This window comes from Paraprevotella sp. (assembly GCF_986071375.1).
In genome coordinates this window covers 17,565-38,030 of sequence record NZ_CFQRNQ010000027.1, presented here as the reverse complement: position 1 = coordinate 38,030, position 20,466 = coordinate 17,565, and the positions used below count along the sequence as shown (strand labels likewise).

Sequence of the window (20,466 nt, the reverse complement as noted above, 5' to 3'; positions counted from 1 at the left end):
TCCTTTTCCGCATAGCAAATTTATATGGCTATCCCCACTAAAAATCTACTGAGCCAAGAATGTCCGGTAGATAAAATCAATGACGTCCTGAAGAGATTTTCTTCTGGACGTCATTTTTTTGAATGTGAATTCTTCTGTCTGTCTCCATCGTTTCCGTTTATTTCTGCGTCTGGTAAAATGGATTGATAGCAGATAGCATGGCAGACGCAAGGGCGAATCGCTTCGGCCTTTGGAGGGGGTTAAATAAACGTTGTCGTGTGACAGGCATCTTCCAAGCGTCATGTTCTGAAAGGTGCCACATTCGTCCGTTATGTTGCGGACGAAATAAGCCGATCCTTGTGATAGAAAAGACGGTTCTTAGAATCAGAGTGGAATCATCGCCTAACCCTCGAAGCGAGATGCCGCAGTTTGAACAGGCAGGTTTTCTGACTTATTCCCGTATCAAAAACCTTCCCGACCTCGTGATGGATTTGAGGCAGTGGTATGAGTCTTCCTTTTGATACGCTTTCTGGAAATTACAGCAGCGGGACTGTCCGGGATTTCCACCCGATTCCCTTTTCATCCGGAATGCCGGTCGGCAGACAGGACACCTGTTACGGGACAAAGATAGTGTTTTTGTATGGGCTGACCAAAGTTTTTCCTTTTTATTTGCTGAGTTTCAATACGCGCGTTTCGGATGTAATGATGTTCATCCGGTGAGTGACAAAAATCAGGGTCTTATCGCCATAATGGTTACAGATATTTTGCCATAGCCGTTTTTCGGTTGCGGTGTCGAGTGAGGAAGTGGCCTCGTCGAATAGTAAAATACCGCTCGGACGCAGTAAAGCGCGGGCGATGGCGATACGTTGTGATTGTCCTTCGCTTAATCCCGTACCTTGTTCGCCGCAACGGCTGTCCAGACCTTCGGGTAGTTGGAATACGAAATCGGCACAGGCGTGGATGAGTGCGGTTTGCATTTCTTCATCTGTGGCGTACGGATTGCCGAGCAACAGGTTTTCCCGTATGGTACCGCTAAAGAGGGTATTTCCCTGGGGGACGTAGGTGAAGTTGGAGCGGGTACCTGCATGGCATTCGGATTGCCTGCCATGGTTGTCGTATAATATGATTTTTCCCGCTGTGGGATGGATTAAGGAAAGCATCAGGCGTATTAAAGTCGTTTTCCCTGCACCGGTTTCCCCTATCACGGCCGTATGGCTGCCCGGCGGGAAATCGTAGGTGAAATCTTGCAGTATGTGGCGGCTTCCCTTATCGTATGCGTATGAGACCTGATGGAAGCGTATGCCGGAGGGCGAACCCATCCGGGTTCCTTCGGGATACTTTTCCAAGGGGATTTCTTCCAATTGCATGAGGCGTTCGCCGGCTGTAAAAGCATTGACGAAAATAGGAATGAAACGGCTCATGTCCCGGAACGGTCCTTGTATTTGTCCTACAAGTTGGATAAAGGCTATCATCATGCCGTAGGTGATCGTCCCTTCGTGCAGCCGGGCGGCTCCCCAAAGAAAGGCTACGAGGTAACACCCCATGAATCCGGCACTGAGGAAAGACGAGGAGATGGACGAAAAGCGGGTGCGCGTCTTGATTTGGCCACGTAAATCCTGTTGTATGTTGTCCAACCGTTGTACCATAACGGGCTGTTGTTCCAAAGTCTGTACAACCATCTGGTGCTGTATCGTTTCTTGCAGTATGCTTTGGATACGGCTGTCCGTATTCCTGATTTCGCGGGTCAGTTTGCGCATACGTTTCATATACACTTTGCTCAATACCATGAAGAGCGGAATGATGGCCACAGTGAGACAAGCCAATGAAGCATCCATGGAATACAGGAATAAGAACGCGCCTGCCAACCGTATGCACACGGCGATAATGGAAGGAGCCGTTTCGGTGACGGCATTCACCACGTCGGTGACATCTCGCTCCAGCCTGTTCAGGAGGTCACCGCTGTGGCGTCGGTTCCGGTCTTTCCACTCGCTGTGGAGCAAACGGTCGAAATAGAACCGTTGCATGTGGTTTTGTGCCTTGACTCCCAAAATGGCCTTGACCCAACGTGAAGCGAAATGGATGCAGAGCTGTGACAACAGGATACCGATGAGTAGTGCGGCGGCTATGGATAAACTTCCGGGGGCTTTATAGGTCGCGATGTCGATGGTCCATTTGGTGGCAGCGATGAACATGAAATCCAACAATACGGTGGAACAGCCGAGCAGGGTGTTCAGTCCCGTTTGCAGTCGGTGGTGTCGCAGGATATTCCACAGCCATTGGAGCAAACGTAGGGTGGAATAGGTTGACGTAGAGGAGCGAAAGGCGTTCAACATGATTCTTCCCTTGGGTCGGCACCCCACATGAGTTTCTCACGTAAGGTGGAGTAAAACGAATGGTTCTTGCGTTGCAATACCTTTATATTATAAGGAGCTCGACGAAGGATGAGGCGTGTGGCTTCGGTGCAGGCTTCGCTGCGTCCGTCTATAGCCACGAGGAAATTATGGTTGCGGGATTCTACCGACAGGGTAAGTTCCACTTGGTCGCGGAGCGTGATGGGGCGTGCGTTCAGGCTGTGGGAGGCTACGGGTGTAATGCAGAATGTACCGGATTGGGGCACGATGATGGGGCCTCCTACGCTCAAGGCATAACCGGTGGAACCGGTGGGCGTGTTGATGATGAGGCCGTCAGCCTGATAAGTGGCCAGAAATTCGCCATTCACTTCCACCCGGATGGAAATCATGGAGGAATTGTCCCGTTTCAGGACGGCCACTTCGTTCAGGGCGTATGGGTATCCGGAGAGTTCCGGACCTTCGTATTTTACTTCGATGACGCTACGCTCGTCAATTTTGTATGTGTGGTTGTAGATGTCGTCGATGCATTCATTGATTTCTTCCGGAGACACGTCGGCTAAGAAGCCGAGCCGCCCCATGTTGATTCCTAATATAGGTATGTCTTTATTTCCCACCCGGCTGGCTGCGGCCAGAAAAGTACCGTCACCTCCCATGCTGACTGCGATGTCAGCCTGAAAGTCGCTGTCTGATATTAGTCCGGTAGGGATGACATCGAAATGAAGTTCCTGTTTAAGGTAAGTGTAGAAAGCCGTGTCAATATAGAGTTCGGCTCCACGGGCGGTCAACAAGGAAATGAGTTGTTTGACCGAAGCCGACTTTTTAGCTTGATAGATGTTGCCGAACAGGGCGAATTTGAGTCTTTCTGCCATTTTCCTAATATTAATTAAGACTTTTACTGCGGTTATAGAGCCGCAAATATAGTATTTTTTTCTAACTTTGCCCTATTGGTGACAAATTATAATTGAAAGAGAAATGACGAAATTAAGCGTGAACATTAATAAGGTGGCTACTCTGCGTAATGCGCGGGGAGGCAACAATCCGGACGTCGTGCAGGTGGCATTGGATTGTGAAAAGTTCGGGGCACAGGGCATCACGGTGCATCCCCGTCCCGACGAGCGTCACATCCGTTATCAGGACGTGTATGACCTGAAAGCCGTTTTGCGCACGGAGTTCAACATCGAAGGCAATCCGGTGGACAAGTTCAATGATTTGGTGTTGAAAGTACGACCCACACAGGTAACATTGGTGCCCGATGCCCCCGACCAGATTACGTCGAATACGGGTTGGGACACGAAAAAGAATCTTTCGTTTCTGACGGAGATCATAGGGGAATTTAAGGAAAAAGGGATTCGTACTTCCGTTTTTGTCAATGCCGAAGCGGAGATGGTGGAATATGCGGCAAAAGCGGGGGCGGACCGGGTGGAACTTTATACGGAGCCGTACGCTTCGGCTTATGCAGGAAGTCCGGAGGATGCTGTCCGTCCTTTCGTGGAGGCAGCACGGACGGCTCGCGGTTTGGGGTTAGGGCTGAATGCCGGTCATGACTTGAGCTTGGAGAACTTGAAATACATGCATGAACAGATAGGGTGGATTGATGAAGTAAGCATCGGTCACGCACTGATTTGTGACGCTTTGTATCTCGGGTTGGAAGAGACCGTCAAGCGCTATCTGGAGTGTTTGAAATAGAAAATCCGGACGTGTCGGAATGATGGAAATGGACTTGCAAGGATGGTTGACAAGCGTGTTGGCTTCGTGGGGATTGGTTTCGGTAGCTAGTGTCTTGACGCACGGAGTCATGTTGGTCTTGTTGGTAGGTGTAGCTTTTCTGGCTGATGCGGTTTGCCGTTGTTTCTTGCTGAAGGCTGTGGCTCGTTTGGTGAAGCATACCAAGGCTACGTGGGACGATGTGGTATTCGACCATAAGGTGATGGTACGGTTGAGCCGTATGGTGGTGCCGGTGGTGATATATTGCTTTGTACCCGTAGTTTTTGCCGATACGAATGGAAGTACGGTTGATTTTGTCCGACGAATCAGTTTTGTATTTATTGTTCTTTCTTTTTTGGGTTTTATTCATGCTTTTTTAAGGGCTGTTTATAGTGTCTATAGCGATAAGGAAGCCTTTCGGAACCGTCCTTTGAAGAGTTTGTTGCAGACACTTCAGGTGGTGGCATGGTTCGTGGGCGGTATAATCATGCTCAGCGAGCTGATAGATAAGGATCCCGTTTCGCTGTTGGCTGGATTAGGTGCTTCGGCTGCTGTTTTGATGTTGGTTTTTAAAGATACCATTATGGGGTTCGTCAGTGGGGTACAGTTGTCGGCCAATGATATGCTGAAAGTGGGAGATTGGATAAAAGTGCCCAAATATGATGCCGACGGGGTCGTGACGGAAGTGACGCTGAACACCGTGAAAGTCCGTAATTGGGACAACACCGTGACCACGGTACCGCCATACGTCTTAGTCAGTGAATCGTTTCAGAATTGGAATGCGATGCGCGAAAGCGGCGGACGTCGTATCAAACGGTCTGTCAATATAGATATGAGCAGTGTGAAGTTTTGTACGCCGGAGATGTTGGAGCGTTTTCGCAAGATAAGTTTGCTGAAAGACTATATAGAAAGGAAAGAACAGGATTTGCAGGATTATAATGCGGCTCATTCCATCGATGATACCGTAAAGGTCAATGGCCGCCGCCAGACCAATTTAGGGGTGTTCCGGGCTTATTTGACGGCATACTTGCGGAGCTTGCCTTATACCAATCAGGAACTGCATTGCATGGTCCGCCATTTGCAGCCGACGGACAGGGGAATTCCTGTGGAACTGTATTTCTTTTCGACGGTGAAAGACTGGATTCCTTATGAAGAAATCCAGGCCGATATCTTCGACCATGTCCTGGCAGTGATTCCGGAGTTCGACTTGCGGGTTTTCCAATCACCTTCGGGAGCGGATGTGCAACGCATGGCGTGGCAAGAGAAGAATTGATTTAACTTATAAATATTCATTATTAAATACAGAAGGATGGAAACAGTATATTTGTTTTTTGCCGAAGGCTCGGAAGAAGTGGAAGCTTTGGCTGTGGTAGATATTTTGCGCCGTGCAGGAGTGGAAACCCGTATCGTTTCGGTGACGGGCGACAAGATGGTGACCGGGTCGCATGGCATCCGTGTTGAGGCCGATATGTTGATAGAAGATGTTGATTTTTCCAAGGCCGCCATGTTGGTATTGCCTGGCGGGCTGCCTGGTTCATACAATCTGGCCGGACACGAAGGTTTGGCCGAAGGTATCATGCAGCAGTATAAGGCAGGTAAACCGTTGGCGGCTATTTGTGCGGCCCCTTTGGTCTACGGCCGTATGGGATTGCTGGAAGGACTGAAGGCGACTTGCTATCCCGGATTTGAAGAGAACTTGGAAGGGGCTTCTTATACAGGCAGTCTTGTGGAGGAGGACGGCTTGTTCATTACCGGAAAAGGGCCGGCTGCCGTATTTGAATTCGGTTATGCCATCGTGGCCAAGCTGGCCGGTCAAGACAAGGCGGAAGCCGTGAGAAACGGAATGTTGTACAACGAAGTGGCTCGATGAAGAAATATGCGATCGTAGTGGCCGGAGGGAAAGGACTGCGTATGGGGGGCGAAATTCCCAAGCAGTTCATTCCGGTCCAAGGTCGACCGGTGTTGATGCGGACGTTGGATGTATTTCATGCCTATGACGAAAGTGTGGAACTGATTGTGGTATTGCCGGTTGCACAGCAGGGCTATTGGAATGAATTGTGTCGTGAATATGACTTCCGCATTCCTTATCATTTGGCCGACGGAGGAGAGACACGCTTTCATTCTGTGGCCAACGGTTTGGCAGAGGTGCCGGATGGGGAAACGGATGCTTTGGTGTCCGTGCACGATGGCGTACGTCCTTTTGTGTCTCGTGAAGTCATTGCGGCATGTTATGAATCTGCTTTCCGGGAACGTGCTGCCATACCTGTTGTCGAAGTCGTGGAGACACTGCGTTGTCTGGAATCCAACGGGGCGGAGGGAGACAGTATAACCGTAGACCGTGCACAATATCGTTTGGTGCAGACCCCGCAGGCTTTTCGGGCCGATGTGCTGAAAACCGCTTACCGGCAAGAATACCGTCCGTTTTTCACCGACGATGCTTCTGTGGTGGAAGCTATGGGGGTACAGGTGAAGTTGGTGCCGGGCAACCGTGAGAATATAAAGATAACCACACCTTTCGATTTAAAGGTAGCCGAAGCTCTTTTATCTGATTGACCGATGATAGACCTTGATCGCCAAGACATCAAGTTCCTGCCGGGAGTGGGGCCGCAGCGTGCCAAACTGCTCGGAGATGAGTTGCAAATCCGTACTTTGCATGATTTGTTGTACACCTTTCCTTATAAGCATATAGACCGTACGCGGCTTTATTATATCCATGAGTTGACGGCCGATATGCCTTACGTGCAGATTCGCGGTCAGATATTGAGCTTTGATACGGAGGGAGAGGGGCGGAAACGGCGTTTGGTGGCTCATTTTACCGATGGGCAGGGAGTTGTGGACTTGATTTGGTTCAATGGCATAAAATATATTTTGTCAGCCTATAAGACGCGGACGGATTATATCGTGTTCGGGCGGCCGAGTGTTTTCAACGGGCGAATCAACATCGCTCATCCTGATGTGGACAAGGCCGATGAATTGCGTTTGAACACAATGGGGCTTCAGCCTTATTACACGACTACGGACAAAATGAAACGGGCCGGACTGAATTCCCGTTCTATAGAACATTTCACGGCGACTTTGTTTGAACGTTTGGATGCCGAAATCCCGGAAACCTTGCCGCCTTATTTAGTAAGCGCGTTGAATCTGGTGTCTTTGGATGAAGCACTTCGCCATGTGCATTATCCGACTTCTGCGGAAGATTTGCGGAAGGCACAATTCCGTTTGAAGTTCGAAGAACTTTTCTATATTCAATTGAATATAATAAAGTATGCGCGTGAGCGTCGGCAGAAATATCGTGGTTATGTGTTTGCCCGTGTAGGCGAGTTGTTTCATACGTTTTATGAAAAGAATCTGCCGTTTGAGCTGACCGGGGCGCAAAAAAGAGTCATTCGTGAGATTCGTCAGGACATGGGGAGCGGCCGGCAAATGAACCGTTTGTTGCAAGGCGACGTAGGCAGCGGGAAGACACTGGTGGCCTTGATGAGTATCTTGATTGCTTTGGACAATGGTTTTCAGGCTTGTATCATGGCACCTACCGAGATTCTGGCGGAGCAGCATTATGTGACTTTCCAGAACTTGTTGTCCGGGATGCCCGTTAGGGTGGAACTGCTGACAGGGACGGTGAAAGGAAAGCGGCGACAGGCTGTTTTGGACGGATTGAAAGACGGTGAGGTACGGATTCTGGTCGGGACGCATGCCGTGTTGGAAGACACGGTGCTTTTTAAGTCTTTGGGCATGGTCGTGATAGACGAGCAGCATCGTTTCGGTGTGGCTCAGCGCGCCCGTTTGTGGACTAAAAATAGCAATCCTCCTCATGTGTTGGTGATGACGGCCACTCCGATACCCCGTACCTTGGCCATGACCTTGTATGGCGACCTCGACGTGTCGGTTATCGACGAGCTGCCTCCCGGGCGCAAGCCGATTCAGACGGTTCATCAGTTTGACAACCGGCGGGAGAGCCTGTACAGGGGGCTGCGTTCGCAGTTGAACGAAGGCCGGCAGGCATACGTGGTATACCCGTTGATTAAGGAAAGCGAGAAGATGGACATCAAGAACCTTGAAGAGGGGTATGAGCAGTTGTGCCGCGATTTGCCGGAATATAAGATAAGCCGGGTGCATGGTAAAATGAAAGTTGCAGAGAAGGAGGCCGAGATGCAAGATTTCATTTCAGGGAAGACCCAGATACTGGTGGCGACTACTGTGATTGAGGTCGGAGTGAACGTACCGAACGCTTCGGTCATGGTGATAGAGAATGCCGAACGTTTCGGACTGGCGCAGTTGCATCAGTTGCGTGGACGGGTGGGACGTGGAGCCGACCAGTCCTATTGCATTTTGGTCACCCAATATCAGCTTTCGGCGGATACACGCAAACGTATTCAAATCATGACGGAGACGAACGACGGGTTTGAAATAGCCGAGGCGGATTTGAAGTTGCGCGGTCCGGGCGATTTGGAAGGCACGCAGCAAAGCGGGGTTTCGTTTACGTTGAGGTTGGCCAATCTGGCACGTGACGGACAGGTGTTGCAGTTGGCGCGGGAGACGGCCGAAAAAGTGTTGGACGATGATCCGCATTGCGCAGCTTCAAAGAATGATATTCTATGGAGACAGTTAAATAAATTAAGGAATAAGACTGTGAATTGGGGGGTGATTTCTTGAAAAAATGATCTTTGGAGGAAAAATACTGTTAATTTTCTTGGGCTTTTGTTATGGAAAGATTATCTTTGTCGCCGTTAGTGTTTAGAATACGCTAATTAAATATGTTTAATTCAAAAAGTCTGTATTCATGGAGAAAACCTTGGTCTTGTTAAAACCTTGTACATTACAGAGGGGGCTTGTAGGAGAAGTTATCAACCGTTTCGAGAAGAGAGGATTGAGGTTGGCCGGAATGAAAATGATGCAATTGACAGATGCGATATTGAACGAACATTATGCTCATTTGCGCGAGAAGTCATTCTTTCAGATTTTAAAGGATTCCATGATGTCGACTCCCGTGATTGCATGCTGCTTCGAAGGTATTGAGGCCGTAAACGTAGTACGGGCGATGGCAGGGGCTACAAATGGCAGGAATGCCCTTCCGGGCACTATTCGTGGTGACTATTGTATGAGTAACCAACAAAATATCGTCCACACGTCCGATTCATTGGAGAATGCGAAAATAGAATTGGCGCGTTTCTTCAAGCCGGAGGAGATTTTTGAGTACGAATCTTCCAACTTGGGTTATTTGTATGCCTTAGATGAATTATAATAAGAGAAGATAAGCGAACTTTATAATATTAATAATTAAATGTTTTTCAATTTCAAAAGACTTAAGACAGGAGCTGTAGTGGTTTTGGCCGTGCTTAGTTTGCCGGTATCAGGGCAAGATTTGTTGGCTCGCCAGGCACCTATAGACAAAAAGATGAGAGCCATAGATTCTGTCGCTTTACAGCGTTTGGTAGGTGACGAACAGCTTGAAAATCCCGCGTTTGGTCTTTATCCCGATTGGAACAACCAATATGCCCATCGTTATGATGTAGAATTGCCGGAAGAATACAAGATAGACTTGCGGCATTTCTGCATGCCGACGCCGAGCACGAGAATTACTTCTAATTACGGTTATCGTGCAAGTTTCCGTCGTCAGCATAAAGGGTTGGACATCAAGGTGTACATCGGGGATACCATACGTTCGGCGTTTAGCGGAAAAGTGCGTATCGTGGATTACGAAAGAAGAGGATACGGGAATTATATTGTTATCCGCCACCCTAATGGTTTGGAAACGATATACGGCCATTTGTCCAAACACCTTGTGAAGGAAAACCAAATTGTGAAAGCAGGAGAACCTATTGGCTTGGGAGGAAATACGGGACGTTCTACCGGTTCTCATTTGCATTTTGAAACACGTTTCTTGGGGCAAGCCATCAACCCGGCTGAAATGTTTGATTTCGTGGCTCAGGACGTGACGGGGGATTATTACATCTTCCGTTCCAATAAAGGAAAGTCTGAATTGGCAAAGAACGAGACAAATGTCCGGCCCAAACCCACTGCGAGGCCCCGTTCTAAAGTGCACCGTGTGAAATCGGGTGAGAACCTTTCGGTTATTGCTTCAAAATGTGGGACGACGGTTGCTAAGTTATGTAAGTTGAACGGAATAACCCGGACTACGGTACTCCGTCCGGGACAAATACTTAAGTATTCATAAGCATTAGATTTAATAAGCAAGGAAGAGGTGCTCCGTAAGGTCGGGACATCTCTCTTTTGCTGTTTATTTGGGGGTGAGGACGGTTGAAGTAAACGGGTTTTAATCTCCTGAGAACGATTTTTTGTTCTGCTGAGAATGATTTCATCCTGCGCCAAATGATTTTTTCGTCATGAGCTGCGTGAGGTGTCGAGGACTGTAGGGCGTTCGTTGTTTTCACTCTGCTTACAATATGAAAAATGCAGGGATAGGTTCGCATCCTTCAGACCTCTTCTGTTTCAGTTATTTATGGTGAACTTTCTTATCCGGTAACTTTCACCTTGTTTTCACCGTTAGCATTCTTGCTTTTTAGGAAATACTTGATGTACACTGTGTTATGGTGAAAGAACATGAAAAGGCCGTTCGCGTTTGCGTATTCTACGGTCTCTTTTTGTTTTATTCGATGATTTGTACTACCTTTGCACATTGCATGTTGTGGTATGCCTAAACGGTAAAATATGGATACACAAGGACAATTTGAGCAAATAATGAAGGAGTGTCGGGAGCTGTTCGCCAAAAAGTTGCATGATTACGGTGCGGCGTGGCGTATCATGCGTCCTGCTTCGGTGACGGATCAGATATTTATCAAGGCCAATCGTATCCGTAGTTTGGAAGTGAAAGGGGTCTCGTTGGTCGGTGAGGGCATCCGTCCGGAGTTCATGGCTATCGTGAATTACAGTATTGTCGGCCTGATACAGTTGGAGTTAGGCTATGCCGATGCGGAAGATATGGCAGCTGAATGTGCTTTGGAATATTATGACAAATATGCGGGGCTTTCACTCGCTTTGATGTTGAAGAAAAACCACGATTACGATGAGGCCTGGCGCGGCATGCGCATCAGTTCTTATACAGACCTTATCCTGATGAAGCTTTACCGGACCAAGCAGATTGAGGCTTTGGCGGGGCAGACTTTGGTGTCGGAGGGAGTGGATGCCAACTACATGGACATGATGAATTATGCCGTATTCGGGCTGATAAAATTGACGTTCGGTGAATAGGTTGGGATATAAATTACGTTGGGTTGCCGTGAATGTCAGCCGTTTGTTGTTGGCTGTGACTTTCGTCTTCTCTGGATTGGTGAAAGTGGTTGACCCGCGTGGTACCCAATATAAATTCGACGACTATTTTCAGGCATTCGGTTGGTCGGAATGGATTCCCGGTTTTTTGCCGCTCTGGTTGGCGGTCCTTTTGGCTGTATTTGAATTTTGTATAGGGATATATCTATTCTTTGGCATACGTCGACGTACGACTTCCTGGCTTTTTTTGTTGTTCATGAGTGTGATGACACCTCTGACGCTTTATCTGGCTTTGGCCAATCCCGTATCAGACTGCGGATGTTTCGGAGATGCCGTGTCGTTGACGAACTGGGAGACGTTCGGCAAGAATGTCGTGCTGTTGGGCTTATCCGTGCTCGTTTTTCGTTACCGTCGGTTGATGGTGCGCTTTGTTTCCGAACGCAACCAGTGGATGATTTCCCTCTATTCTATCTTTTTTGCCTTTGTTCTGGCGGGTTTCTGTATCTATTATCTTCCGGTTTTCGATTTCCGTCCTTATCATATCGGAGTAAACCTGCCCCAAGCGATGGTGGTTCCGGAAGGAGAGGAGGAGCCGGAGTATCTTACGACATTCGTACTTGAAAAGGATGGAGTAAAGAAAGAATTCACTACGGAAGATTATCCCGAGGATACGGCCTGGCATTTTGTGGATAGCCGGACGGTGTTGGTGAAAGAAGGATATGTGCCCCCCGTACATGATTTTTCGATTATGACGTGGCCTGATGGTGAGGATATCACGGAGCAGGTTTTGTCGGACAAAGGATATACTTTCTTATTAATCTCTCCTTATCTGGAGTTTGCGGACGACAGCAATATAGACCGTATCAATGAACTCTATGATTATTGCGGCGAACATGGTTATGCCTTTTATTGTCTGACGGCATCCGGTGATGGCATGATTGGGCGATGGCAGGATTTGACGGGGGCGGATTATCCTTTTGGCATGACGGATGAAATCACTTTGAAAACCATCGTGCGCTCCAATCCCGGGTTGGTGTTGTTGAAAGATGGTACGGTGTATAACAAATGGAGTTGTAACAACCTTCCGAAAGAAGAGGACCTGAATATGCCGTTGGAAGATAGTGAATTGGGGCGTTTGCAGTCGGCATCGCGGATGATGACGACGCTGCGTGTCGTCCTATGGTTCCTTGTCCCCCTGTTTGTGTTGGTGTTTGCCGACCGGATATGGATAGGAAGCAAGATGTATAGGCGAATGAAACATAAAAATAGAATTATCAACCTTTTAAAAAGAAAAGAAATGAGAAAGAAAATTGTAGCAGGTAACTGGAAGATGAACCTGAATTTGCAGGAAGGTGTAGCTTTGGCTACTGAGTTGAATGCGGCTTTGGCTGCCGACAAACCAAATTGTGACGTGGTCATCTGTACACCGTTTATTCACTTAGCTTCCGTAGCCGCAGTATTGGATGCCCAGACTATCGGCTTGGGTGCAGAGAATTGTGCAGACAAGGAAAAAGGTGCATACACTGGCGAAGTGTCTGCCGAGATGGTAAAATCTACCGGTGCGCAGTATGTCATCTTAGGCCATTCGGAGCGTCGTGCTTACTATGGCGAGACAGCTGAAATCCTGAAAGAGAAAGTAAACTTGGCTTTGGCCAATGGTTTGAAAGTCATTTTCTGTATCGGCGAGGTACTGGAAGAGCGCGAGGCAGACAAGCAGAACGAAGTGGTGAAGGCTCAGTTGGCCGGTTCTTTGTTCGATTTGACGGCAGAACAGTTCTCCAACATCATTTTGGCCTACGAACCGGTATGGGCTATCGGCACGGGAAAGACGGCTACGGCTGAACAGGCGGAAGAGATGCATGCTTTCATTCGTACGACTATTGCCGAGAAGTTCGGCGTTGAGGCTGCCGAGAATGTTTCTATCCTTTATGGTGGAAGCTGCAAGCCTTCGAACGCAAAAGAGATTTTTGCAAAGCCCGATGTGGACGGTGGTTTGATTGGTGGTGCTGCTTTGAAGTGTGCAGACTTCAAGGGTATCATTGATGCTTGGAAAGCTTAATCAGAGTAGAAAAACGGAGTCATTCCGAGGTCGCCTTTGTGTCTCGGAATGGCTCTCTTTTATGGTTTTATATTCAAAAGGCTATATGATGAAAAGATTCTTCCTATCGTTGTTTTGGTGTGCCGTAAGTTGGCTTCAGGTTTCAGCGCAACAGAAGTTTGTGGACAAGTTGGTGAAGCCTGTGGACGGGCAGGGGACGGTACGTGTGATTCAGGATGCCGAGATTACCCGGATGGTAAATGGCACAGGGGCGGGGAATGAAAATTCCACTTCACTTGCGGCTTCCGGACGTATATCCCAGTCGATAACGGAGAATGGTAATTCATCTGTAGGCCACAAGCCCGTACGGAAAATGAAAGCCAACGGCTACCGGATTCAGGTTTATGCGGGGGGGAACTCCAGGACAGCCCGCCAGGAGGCGCAACGGATGGCCGGAAAAGTGAAGAGTTACTTCAGCGACATGGCTACTTATACCCATTTCCAGAGTCCGCGTTGGATTTGCAGGGTGGGTGATTTCAGAACGTACGAGGAGGCCAATCAGGCTTTGCACGAATTGCGTGCAACCAAGCAATTCGATGAGGCATTGATTGTAAAATCTGTAATTCAAATACCTTATTGAACAGATGGAATGTCAGGTTTATAACGAAACGGTACAACGGGAATTAGAAACCCACTATAAGGCTGTTCTGGCTTTGTTGGGTGAAGATACCGAACGTGAAGGATTGCAAAAGACGCCTTATAGGGTGGCCAAGGCGATGCAGACGTTGACGCGGGGATATGCCGAAGATCCGAAAGAGATTCTGAATTCGGCCAAGTTCAAGGAAGACTACCGTCACATGGTGATAGTGAAAGACATAGATTTCTTCTCTTTGTGCGAACATCACATGCTGCCTTTTTACGGGAAAGCGCATGTGGCTTATATACCCAATGGATACATTACGGGGTTGAGCAAGATTGCCCGTGTGGTGGACAGCTTTTCCCATCGTCTTCAGGTACAGGAAAGGATGACGCTCCAGATTCGGGATTGCATACAAGAAGCGTTGAACCCGTTGGGCGTGATGGTCGTAGTGGAAGCTCGGCACATGTGTATGCAGATGCGTGGAGTGGAAAAGCAAAATTCGGTGACTACGACCAGTGATTTTACAGGAGCGTTTAATCAGGCTAAAACCCGGGAGGAGTTTCTCAACCTTATTCATCGTGATTCTCTATAACAATCCGTAAAATTAAGAATAAATAGCTGACATGATGATGAAATCGGGTGTTCTGGCACTGTAGTTGTAGTTTACTATAATAAAGTGAAGTTGTTTAATTTTTAATATATACGAATATGATTTCAGACAAATTGCAGAAAGCTATTAACGAACAAATCGTGGCCGAGATGTGGTCGGCTAACTTGTATTTATCCATGTCCTTCTATTTGCAGAGGGAAGGTTACGACGGTTGTGCCGCATGGATGAAGAAACAGTCTCAGGAAGAATTGGAGCATGCTTACGACATGGCGAATTACGTCATCAAACGTGGTGGAGTGGCCAAGGTAGATAAGATTGATGTGGTCCCACAGGAATGGGACGGTGTATTAGGCGTTTTTGAAAATGTGTACGAGCATGAATGTCAGGTATCCAAGTTAATTGAAAACGTGGTGAAAGTGGCTTCCGAAGAAAAGGATATGGCTTCTCAGGATTTCTTGTGGGGATACGTGCGTGAGCAAGTGGAAGAGGAATCTACGGCGCAAGGTATTTTGGAAAAGATCCGTAAAGCCGACAAGGCCGCTTTGCTGTTCATTGACGATAAGTTAGGACAGCGGTTATGATTCGTGGGTAGTATTTATATGCCACATATAAGGAAATCGTTTCTCGATTGTGTCGGGGAACGATTTTTGTTTTCTTTTTGTTATAAAATGATAGTGGAGTGTTACGTCATTTCCCTTTTTTACGTATCTTTGTCCGAGTAAAGACAAAGGGGTGCCCGGACAGGGGCTGAGATTATACCCTCGAACCTGATGCAGTTCGTACTGCCGTAGGGATTGGATTTCCATTATCTTTCCATATTGCCGTTTGTGGTGCTTCTTTGTACTTGCTTTTTCAGAAATCATTAAAAGTAGATGAAATGAAAATTTTGGTGAATAACAAAGAAGTGGAAACGGTTGCCGTTTCGATTTCTGCATTGATGGAAGAACTATCGCTTCCGTTTCAGGGGGTGGCTGTGGCCGTGGAGAACCGTTTGGTGCCCCGTACCCAGTGGGCCGATTATGTGTTGACCGAGGGGGTGAGCATTGTCGTTATCAAAGCGGCATGCGGAGGGTAGCGTCCGGTTGGTATTTGTAGGACACTGGTGTTCAAGAATTTTAATTTAATATCATAGCATAGGACAATGGAAAAATTAGTCATAGCAGGACGGGAGTTTGCTTCCCGTTTGTTTTTAGGTACAGGTAAGTTTGATTCCAACGACCTGATGGCCCGTTCCATCATGGCTTCCGGAACGGAAATGGTGACGGTAGCCATGAAGCGTATCGAACTGGAAGATAAGGAGGATGACATGCTGAAGCATATCGTGCGTCCCGAGATACAATTATTGCCGAACACGTCGGGTGTCCGGAATGCCGAAGAAGCCGTGTTCGCAGCCCAGATGGCACGCGAGGCATTCGGCACGAATTGGTTGAAGTTGGAAATTCATCCCGATCCGCGTTATTTGTTGCCCGATTCCACAGAGACCCTGAAGGCTACGGAGCAGTTGGTCAAGTTAGGTTTTGTCGTATTGCCTTATTGTCAGGCCGACCCTACGCTTTGCAAACATCTGGAAGAAGCCGGAGCGGCTACAGTCATGCCTTTGGGAGCACCCATTGGGACAAACAAGGGATTGCAGACCCGTGATTTCCTGCGCATCATCATCGAGCAGGCCAACGTGCCGGTTGTCGTGGATGCCGGTATCGGGGCACCCAGTCATGCTGCCGAGGCCATGGAAATGGGTGCCTCAGCTTGCTTGGTGAATACGGCCATAGCCGTGGCTGGCGACCCGGTGGCGATGGCCGTGGCTTTCAAGCAGGCTGTGGAAGCCGGACGTATGGCCTACGAAGCCGGATTAGGATTACAGGCCGATAATTTCGTGGCAGAGGCCAGTTCGCCCCTGACGGCATTTTTGAACGACTAAATGGGAAGAAGATATGTTTTCGGACGAATTGGAAAAGATTTCATGGGAGGAAACCACTGCGCGGATCAATGCCAAGACGGAAGCCGACGTGCGCCGTGCCCTCTCGAAAGAACGTTGTGACGTGGACGACTTTATGGCTTTGGTATCTCCGGCAGCCGCCCCCTATTTGGAGACGATGGCGCGGTTGAGCCGTAAATATACCGAAGAGCGTTTCGGTAAGACCATGTCCATGTTCATACCTTTGTATATCACCAACTCCTGCACCAACTCCTGCGTGTATTGCGGTTTCCATATCAGCAACCCGATGCGCCGCACCATTCTGACGGAGGAGGAGATAGAGAACGAATACAAAGCCATCAAGAAGTTGGCGCCTTTCGAGAACCTCTTGATCGTGACGGGAGAGAATCCGGCCAAGGCGGGCGTGCCTTATCTGGCGCGTGCCTTGGATTTGGCCAAACCCTACTTCAGTAACCTGAAGATAGAAGTGATGCCGCTCAAGGCCGAAGAGTATGAAGAACTGAAGGCACACGGGATGAACGGAGTCATTTGCTTCCAGGAAACGTACCACAAGGCAAACTATAACATCTACCATCCTCGGGGCATGAAGTCGAAATTCGAGTGGCGTGTCAACGGTTTCGACCGCATGGGGCAAGCCGGGGTGCATTCCATCGGGATGGGGGTACTCATCGGACTGGAGAAAGAATGGCGCACGGACATTACGATGATGGCTTACCATTTACGTTATTTGCAGAAGCATTATTGGCGGACGAAATACAGTGTGAACTTCCCCCGTATGCGGCCCTCCGAGAACGGGGGCTTCCAACCGAATGTCGTCATGAGCGACCGTGAACTGGCCCAAGTCACTTTTGCCATGCGTATTTTCGACCACGATGTGGACATATCCTATTCCACACGCGAACCGGCGGCCATCCGTGACCACATGGCCACGTTGGGTGTGACCACGATGAGTGCGGAAAGCAAGACGGAACCGGGAGGATATTATACCTATCCGCAGGCGTTGGAGCAGTTCCATGTGAGCGACGAACGCACGGCCGTGGAGGTGGAGAAGGCATTGAGAAAGGCCGGTCGTGAACCGGTATGGAAGGATTGGGATGCCAGTTTCGATTTGCAATCTTATGTAAAATGCTGACCATGTCCGGGATGGAGGATAAAAAGTTCGGGCGGTACGAGCGTCAGACCATGTTGCCGGAAATCCGTACCGGAGGGCAGGAACGCTTGCGTGCGGCGCGGGTGTTGGTTGTCGGGACGGGCGGGTTAGGCTCTCCCGTCTCGCTCTATCTGGCCGGTGCCGGAATAGGGCACATCGGGTTGGTGGATGATGACGAGGTGAGTACTACCAATTTGCACCGCCAGGTTCTTTATGCGGAGGCGGAAGTGGGGCTGCCCAAGGTGGTGTTGGCTGCCCGTCGGTTGCGTGCATTGAACAGCGATGTGGACGTGAAGCCGTACGCTTGTCGTCTGACACCGGATAATGCCGCCGGTATGGTTCAAGGCTATGACATTGTGGTGGATGCCTGTGACAATTATCCGACCCGTTATCTTTTGAACGATATTTGCAGGGCGCAAGGCAAGCCATACGTTTACGGTGCCATCGAAGGGTTCTGTGGCCAGGTGTCCGTCTTCTGTCGTACTGCGGAATCGAAAAGCTATCGGGATTTGTATCCGGACGAAGAGGCGGCGTACCGGTTGCCTCCGGCTTTTAAAGGCGTTGTGGGCATGACCCCGGCGATAGTAGGCAGTGTGCAGGCTCACGAAGTGATGAAGTTGGTTTGCGGTTACGGCGACGTGCTAGACGGCCGCTTGTGGACGATAGATTTGCGTACGATGCAGTCTTATGTCATCGAACTTTAACCCCATAAATAGATACGAAATGAAAAAGAGAGTGTTTTGCTGTTTGGCAAGTTTGCTTTGCTGGTCGGCGGTGGCTGTCCGTGCTGCGAAAGTGGATACGGTGGAGGTGCACAGCCGGAAGATGGGACGTGCGGTGCGTACCATAGTGATTTCTCCCGAAAAGACAGAAGGCAGGGGAGCGGCTGTGGTTTATCTGTTGCATGGTTATGGCGGAAACGAAACCACATGGCCCGGCTTGAAACCGGAACTCAAAGACTATGCCGACCGTGAGAATCTGATTTTCGTGTGTCCGGATGGAGAAAACAGTTGGTATTGGGATAGTCCGCTCAATGAAGATTCCCAGTTTGAGACGTTCGTCAGCCGGGAGTTGGTGTCTTACGTGGACGGGCATTACCGTACGCTGCCTTCTCGCGAGAAGCGGGCCATTACCGGATTGAGCATGGGAGGCCATGGTGCCCTATGGTTGGCCATACGCCATCAGGACGTTTTCGGAGCGGCGGGCAGTACGAGCGGCGGGTTGGACATTCGGCCTTTTCCGGACAACTGGGACATGAAGGCACAAATCGGGGCAAAAGATGCCGGGGTGTGCGATTGGGACGATTATACCGTCATCAACCAAACAGGCAAACTCAAGGATGGTGCCCTACGGATTATTTTTGATTGCGGCTATGATGATTTCTTCTTTGAAGTCAACCAAGCCTTCCATCAAAAGTTGTTGGAACGAGGTGTCATGCACGACTTTATTGTGCGCCCCGGAGCGCATACGGGTGAATATTGGAACAATTCCATCGATTATCAAATCTTGTTTTTCTTGAAATTCTTCAGGGAAAGTCATTGACCGTTACGGGCCGTAGGGTGGTCATTTGGAGTTTTGCCGTGGGAGGGTGGATATCTTTTTCGCAGCTTGCCGGAGTTCCTCTAAGATATGGCTACGGATGAAACCTTGCGACGACAAGGCATAGTGTGTACACAAGAGGGCAAGGAACGAGCTGAAGATGAACAGTGTGCCGGTAGAAAAGAGGATGTTCCCCAATCCTACCAAGGGAGACATGATGCCGCCTACGGCAAAACCGGCAGTGCCGAGAAGCGCCGAAGCCACGCCAGCATTTTCTCTTTCGCATTCCATGGCCAACGTGTTGGAAGCGGTAAAGGTGATGCCTGCCATGGAGAGGAGGGCGAATACCAATGTCTCGTATATCCAAAAGCTGCATCCTTGCGACAAGGCTGCCAACCATGCGAAAGACAGCCACAACATGCCATTGCTGCCGATGTGCAATGCGTCTTTCATCGTGGGCAATTTGACCGCAACGGCCGATGCAACGGCCATGGCTATGGCATTTGCCCCGAAGCACAGGCTGAATTGCATGGCGGAAAGGCCGTAATGTTCCTGCATGATGAAAGGAGCCGATGCGATATTCACGAAGAGTACTCCCATCGTAAATCCGTATTGTAAAGTGTAGGCCAAATATTGCCGGTTGCGTAATACGAGGCCGAAGTTGCGGAGGATGTCGTTCCACCGGACGGAGGCACGCTGTCCGGCCGGATGCGATTCCTCCATGCGGAAACTGCCTGCCAGTAGAATCGTTCCCAATAAAAAGAGACTCCAGAAGATGCCTTGCCATCCGCTTGCATCGGCCAAGAAGCCTCCGGCTATGGGTGCTGCTACAGTGGCTACTCCGTTTATGCCTCCTATGACGGCCAATACACCGGCCAGTTCGCGGGCAGAATATTTGTCGGCTGCGATGGAACGGGAGAGGACGACACCGCCCGCCCCGGATACGCCTTGCAAGAATCGTAAGGCGATGAATTGCAGGATGTTTTCGGAAAAAATGCAACCGGCTGTGGATAACAGGAAAAGCATGAGTGCGACTAACAATACGGGACGTCGGCCGTATTTGTCACTCAACGGGCCGAAAAACAGTTGGCCTGCGGCAAGTCCGGCCATGCTGGTCGTCAGTCCAAGTTGCACCATGGAAGATGTGGTGCGGAAGTAGACCGACATGGCAGGCAAAGTGGGCAGATACATGTCCATCACGAACGGTCCGAAGGCACTCAAGAGGCCCAAGAATAACAGGATGAATGTTTTTGAGTTCCGTTTGCTTCCCATTGTTTCCAAATGCTTTGTTT

At 49.2% G+C, this 20,466-nt stretch carries 20 protein-coding genes and 2 riboswitches; of the genes, 17 read left to right on the top strand and 3 right to left on the bottom strand.

Translation table 11 applies throughout. The features are described from left to right. Positions 1-398: 398 nt before the first annotated feature. A riboswitch (cobalamin riboswitch) is annotated at positions 399-609 on the bottom strand. A gap of 35 nt (positions 610-644) precedes the next feature. Together AC5RDV_RS12340 and AC5RDV_RS12335 are read right to left on the bottom strand one after the other, a co-directional pair. Then, on the bottom strand, positions 645-2,312 hold the full coding sequence (locus tag AC5RDV_RS12340; protein ID WP_428389018.1) for an ABC transporter ATP-binding protein: 1,668 nt from the start codon (positions 2,310-2,312) through the stop codon (positions 645-647). After that, entirely contained in the window at positions 2,306-3,199 is an 894-nt protein-coding gene (locus tag AC5RDV_RS12335) for an NAD kinase (RefSeq protein WP_008626838.1), read from the bottom strand. The genes AC5RDV_RS12340 and AC5RDV_RS12335 overlap by 7 nt, the downstream gene beginning before the upstream one ends. Positions 3,200-3,302: 103 nt before the next feature. On the opposite strand from AC5RDV_RS12335, the gene AC5RDV_RS12330 reads away from it, so the two are divergent. From AC5RDV_RS12330 to AC5RDV_RS12250, 17 genes are all read left to right on the top strand, one after another. Further along, positions 3,303-4,016, top strand: a complete 714-nt coding sequence (locus tag AC5RDV_RS12330) for a pyridoxine 5'-phosphate synthase (RefSeq protein ID WP_008626836.1) — start codon at positions 3,303-3,305, stop codon at positions 4,014-4,016. A gap of 19 nt (positions 4,017-4,035) precedes the next feature. Then, positions 4,036-5,307 (top strand): mechanosensitive ion channel family protein, encoded by a 1,272-nt coding sequence (locus AC5RDV_RS12325; protein ID WP_428389022.1) that lies wholly within the window; start codon positions 4,036-4,038, stop codon positions 5,305-5,307. 36 nt (positions 5,308-5,343) lie between these two features. Next, entirely contained in the window at positions 5,344-5,904 is a 561-nt protein-coding gene (locus tag AC5RDV_RS12320) for a DJ-1 family glyoxalase III (RefSeq protein WP_008626832.1), read from the top strand. Continuing rightward, on the top strand, positions 5,901-6,587 hold the full coding sequence (locus AC5RDV_RS12315; protein WP_282748486.1) for a 2-C-methyl-D-erythritol 4-phosphate cytidylyltransferase: 687 nt from the start codon (positions 5,901-5,903) through the stop codon (positions 6,585-6,587). Before AC5RDV_RS12320 ends, AC5RDV_RS12315 begins: the two co-directional genes overlap by 4 nt. Before the next feature lie 3 nt (positions 6,588-6,590). Beyond that, a complete protein-coding gene (recG, locus tag AC5RDV_RS12310; RefSeq protein WP_282748487.1) occupies positions 6,591-8,687 on the top strand; it encodes an ATP-dependent DNA helicase RecG in 2,097 nt (698 codons plus the stop codon). Positions 8,688-8,814: 127 nt separating this feature from the next. Next, positions 8,815-9,276, top strand: coding sequence for a nucleoside-diphosphate kinase (gene ndk / locus AC5RDV_RS12305; RefSeq protein WP_008626828.1), 462 nt, complete (start codon positions 8,815-8,817; stop codon positions 9,274-9,276). A 39-nt stretch (positions 9,277-9,315) separates the two neighbouring features. Further along, the gene (locus AC5RDV_RS12300) at positions 9,316-10,209 is read left to right on the top strand and encodes a peptidoglycan DD-metalloendopeptidase family protein (RefSeq protein WP_130893489.1); all 894 of its coding nucleotides are present in this window, start codon (positions 9,316-9,318) and stop codon (positions 10,207-10,209) included. A 494-nt stretch (positions 10,210-10,703) separates the two neighbouring features. Next, positions 10,704-11,243: a DUF1599 domain-containing protein gene (locus AC5RDV_RS12295; protein WP_008626819.1), complete on the top strand. Its 540-nt coding sequence runs from the start codon at positions 10,704-10,706 to the stop codon at positions 11,241-11,243. Next, complete coding sequence (locus tag AC5RDV_RS12290; protein WP_282748488.1) at positions 11,236-13,320, top strand: BT_3928 family protein; 2,085 nt, start codon at positions 11,236-11,238, stop codon at positions 13,318-13,320. The genes AC5RDV_RS12295 and AC5RDV_RS12290 overlap by 8 nt, the downstream gene beginning before the upstream one ends. Before the next feature lie 85 nt (positions 13,321-13,405). Beyond that, positions 13,406-13,939 carry an SPOR domain-containing protein gene (locus AC5RDV_RS12285; protein ID WP_232038380.1) on the top strand — a complete coding sequence of 178 codons (534 nt, stop codon included), beginning with the start codon at positions 13,406-13,408 and terminating at the stop codon, positions 13,937-13,939. 4 nt (positions 13,940-13,943) lie between these two features. Continuing rightward, complete coding sequence (folE, locus tag AC5RDV_RS12280) at positions 13,944-14,531, top strand: GTP cyclohydrolase I FolE (RefSeq protein WP_008626816.1); 588 nt, start codon at positions 13,944-13,946, stop codon at positions 14,529-14,531. Positions 14,532-14,647: 116 nt separating this feature from the next. Beyond that, on the top strand, positions 14,648-15,130 hold the full coding sequence (locus AC5RDV_RS12275) for a ferritin (protein WP_130893487.1): 483 nt from the start codon (positions 14,648-14,650) through the stop codon (positions 15,128-15,130). 137 nt (positions 15,131-15,267) lie between these two features. Beyond that, positions 15,268-15,360: riboswitch (TPP riboswitch) on the top strand. Between the two features lie 66 nt (positions 15,361-15,426). Then, the gene (gene thiS, locus AC5RDV_RS12270; RefSeq protein ID WP_282748489.1) at positions 15,427-15,624 is read left to right on the top strand and encodes a sulfur carrier protein ThiS; all 198 of its coding nucleotides are present in this window, start codon (positions 15,427-15,429) and stop codon (positions 15,622-15,624) included. A 66-nt stretch (positions 15,625-15,690) separates the two neighbouring features. Next, positions 15,691-16,467: a thiazole synthase gene (locus tag AC5RDV_RS12265; RefSeq protein ID WP_282748490.1), complete on the top strand. Its 777-nt coding sequence runs from the start codon at positions 15,691-15,693 to the stop codon at positions 16,465-16,467. A 13-nt stretch (positions 16,468-16,480) separates the two neighbouring features. Continuing rightward, positions 16,481-17,617 (top strand): 2-iminoacetate synthase ThiH, encoded by a 1,137-nt coding sequence (gene thiH, locus AC5RDV_RS12260; RefSeq protein ID WP_276787783.1) that lies wholly within the window; start codon positions 16,481-16,483, stop codon positions 17,615-17,617. Further along, positions 17,611-18,339 (top strand): HesA/MoeB/ThiF family protein, encoded by a 729-nt coding sequence (locus AC5RDV_RS12255; RefSeq protein WP_282748491.1) that lies wholly within the window; start codon positions 17,611-17,613, stop codon positions 18,337-18,339. The genes thiH and AC5RDV_RS12255 overlap by 7 nt, the downstream gene beginning before the upstream one ends. Before the next feature lie 19 nt (positions 18,340-18,358). Next, a complete protein-coding gene (locus AC5RDV_RS12250; protein WP_282748492.1) occupies positions 18,359-19,177 on the top strand; it encodes an alpha/beta hydrolase in 819 nt (272 codons plus the stop codon). A 21-nt stretch (positions 19,178-19,198) separates the two neighbouring features. Here the strand turns inward: AC5RDV_RS12250 and AC5RDV_RS12245 are convergent, their stop codons facing one another. Further along, positions 19,199-20,446, bottom strand: coding sequence for a multidrug effflux MFS transporter (locus AC5RDV_RS12245; RefSeq protein ID WP_282748493.1), 1,248 nt, complete (start codon positions 20,444-20,446; stop codon positions 19,199-19,201). Positions 20,447-20,466: the final 20 nt, after the last annotated feature.

What these genes read in the sequence shown, in the direction of transcription:
- AC5RDV_RS12340 (WP_428389018.1), bottom strand. Translation starts at nt 2,312, where the DNA reads ATGTTGAACGCCTTTCGCTCCTCTACGTCAACCTATTCCACCCTACGT.
- AC5RDV_RS12335 (WP_008626838.1), bottom strand. Translation starts at nt 3,199, where the DNA reads ATGGCAGAAAGACTCAAATTCGCCCTGTTCGGCAACATCTATCAAGCT.
- AC5RDV_RS12330 (WP_008626836.1), top strand. Translation starts at nt 3,303, where the DNA reads ATGACGAAATTAAGCGTGAACATTAATAAGGTGGCTACTCTGCGTAAT.
- AC5RDV_RS12325 (WP_428389022.1), top strand. Translation starts at nt 4,036, where the DNA reads ATGATGGAAATGGACTTGCAAGGATGGTTGACAAGCGTGTTGGCTTCG.
- AC5RDV_RS12320 (WP_008626832.1), top strand. Translation starts at nt 5,344, where the DNA reads ATGGAAACAGTATATTTGTTTTTTGCCGAAGGCTCGGAAGAAGTGGAA.
- AC5RDV_RS12315 (WP_282748486.1), top strand. Translation starts at nt 5,901, where the DNA reads ATGAAGAAATATGCGATCGTAGTGGCCGGAGGGAAAGGACTGCGTATG.
- recG (WP_282748487.1), top strand. Translation starts at nt 6,591, where the DNA reads ATGATAGACCTTGATCGCCAAGACATCAAGTTCCTGCCGGGAGTGGGG.
- ndk (WP_008626828.1), top strand. Translation starts at nt 8,815, where the DNA reads ATGGAGAAAACCTTGGTCTTGTTAAAACCTTGTACATTACAGAGGGGG.
- AC5RDV_RS12300 (WP_130893489.1), top strand. Translation starts at nt 9,316, where the DNA reads ATGTTTTTCAATTTCAAAAGACTTAAGACAGGAGCTGTAGTGGTTTTG.
- AC5RDV_RS12295 (WP_008626819.1), top strand. Translation starts at nt 10,704, where the DNA reads ATGGATACACAAGGACAATTTGAGCAAATAATGAAGGAGTGTCGGGAG.
- AC5RDV_RS12285 (WP_232038380.1), top strand. Translation starts at nt 13,406, where the DNA reads ATGATGAAAAGATTCTTCCTATCGTTGTTTTGGTGTGCCGTAAGTTGG.
- folE (WP_008626816.1), top strand. Translation starts at nt 13,944, where the DNA reads ATGGAATGTCAGGTTTATAACGAAACGGTACAACGGGAATTAGAAACC.
- AC5RDV_RS12275 (WP_130893487.1), top strand. Translation starts at nt 14,648, where the DNA reads ATGATTTCAGACAAATTGCAGAAAGCTATTAACGAACAAATCGTGGCC.
- thiS (WP_282748489.1), top strand. Translation starts at nt 15,427, where the DNA reads ATGAAAATTTTGGTGAATAACAAAGAAGTGGAAACGGTTGCCGTTTCG.
- AC5RDV_RS12265 (WP_282748490.1), top strand. Translation starts at nt 15,691, where the DNA reads ATGGAAAAATTAGTCATAGCAGGACGGGAGTTTGCTTCCCGTTTGTTT.
- thiH (WP_276787783.1), top strand. Translation starts at nt 16,481, where the DNA reads ATGTTTTCGGACGAATTGGAAAAGATTTCATGGGAGGAAACCACTGCG.
- AC5RDV_RS12255 (WP_282748491.1), top strand. Translation starts at nt 17,611, where the DNA reads ATGCTGACCATGTCCGGGATGGAGGATAAAAAGTTCGGGCGGTACGAG.
- AC5RDV_RS12250 (WP_282748492.1), top strand. Translation starts at nt 18,359, where the DNA reads ATGAAAAAGAGAGTGTTTTGCTGTTTGGCAAGTTTGCTTTGCTGGTCG.
- AC5RDV_RS12245 (WP_282748493.1), bottom strand. Translation starts at nt 20,446, where the DNA reads ATGGGAAGCAAACGGAACTCAAAAACATTCATCCTGTTATTCTTGGGC.